Annotated in this window: 2 protein-coding genes; one reads left to right on the forward strand and one right to left on the reverse strand. The window is 63.3% G+C overall.

Annotated elements, in window-relative coordinates; genetic code table 11:
- On the reverse strand, positions 1-255 hold a 255-nt coding region (locus EN984_RS38440; protein WP_127384383.1), incomplete at its 3' end, for a hypothetical protein.
- Between the two features lie 88 nt (positions 256-343).
- Between EN984_RS38440 and EN984_RS35190 the strand changes: the two genes are divergently transcribed.
- On the forward strand, positions 344-1,230 hold an 887-nt coding region (locus EN984_RS35190; protein WP_127384384.1), incomplete at its 3' end, for a glycine--tRNA ligase subunit beta.

Here is a 1,230-nt window from a genome sequence, read left to right on the forward strand (position 1 = left end):
ACCGTCGATCGTGCGCAATGCCTGTCGAACGCCCGGCATCGAGAAGGCACCGTGAGCCTGCGCCGTGAAGCAGGCGCCGAGCGCGAGGATCTGCAGAAGTCTGGATGCCGTTTTCATGGTCGTTGAGCCAATAGTTTCCTGCCTGAGCGTGGGTCGCTTCAGCGCTGCGTTCGGTTCATGGAAATCTTTGATCCAAGGACGGGTGGCGCGGTCTTGTCCCGACAGGGCGGCCAAAATTTCTGGAAACGGGCGCAAATCGGCGATCCCCGCGCGGAAAGGGTGACAGCGGCCAGCCGAGTTGCTATGCCCCCGCCCGGACCATTTTGCCGCGTGAGCCCCATCCATGCCTGACCTGCTTCTAGAACTCCGCTCGGAAGAGATTCCTGCCCGCATGCAGCGCAAGGCGGCGGGTGATCTCAGGAAGATGCTGACCGACGGCCTGGTCGAGGCGGGGCTGACCTATGAAGCGGCGCGCGAGTACTGGACGCCACGCCGGCTGACGCTCGATATCAGGGGCCTCACCGCGCGCTCGAAAGATATAAGCGAAGAGATCAAGGGGCCTTCGACATCGGCGCCTGAACAGGCGGTCCAGGGGTTCCTGCGCAAGGCCGGACTTTCCTCGATCGCCGAGGCCCATGTCCATTCCGATCCGAAGAAGGGCGATTTTTATGTCGCCCACATTTCGAGGCCGGGCAGGGCGGCGGAAGAGATCATCGCCGAACTGGTGCCGGGCATCATCCGCAATTTCCCGTGGACGAAATCGATGCGCTGGGGACCGGCCTCGGCCAAGCCAGGCTCGCTGCGCTGGGTGCGCCCGCTGCAATCGATCCTGTGCACCTTCGGCCCGGAGACAGAGGAGCCTGTCGTGGTCGATTTCGAGATCGACGGCATCCGCTCCGGCAACACCACCTACGGCCACCGCTTCCATGCGCCTGACGCCATCACGGTGCGCCGCTTCGACGACTATGTTTCCAAGCTGGAAGCGGCCAAGGTCGTGCTCGATGCTGATCGGCGCAAGGAGATCATCCTTGCCGACGCCCGCAATCTAGCCTTCGCCAACGGGCTTGATCTGGTCGAGGACGAAGGGCTGCTGGAGGAGGTGTCCGGGCTGGTCGAATGGCCTGTCGTGCTGATGGGCGAGTTCGAGGAGGCATTCCTGGCCATTCCAGCCGAAGTGATCCGACTGACCATCCGCGCCAACCAGAAGTGCTTTGTGACGCGGCCGCAGGG

The sequence above is a fragment of the Mesorhizobium sp. M7A.F.Ca.CA.004.12.1.1 genome, assembly GCF_003997835.1.
In the GTDB taxonomy this organism is placed as follows: domain Bacteria; phylum Pseudomonadota; class Alphaproteobacteria; order Rhizobiales; family Rhizobiaceae; genus Mesorhizobium.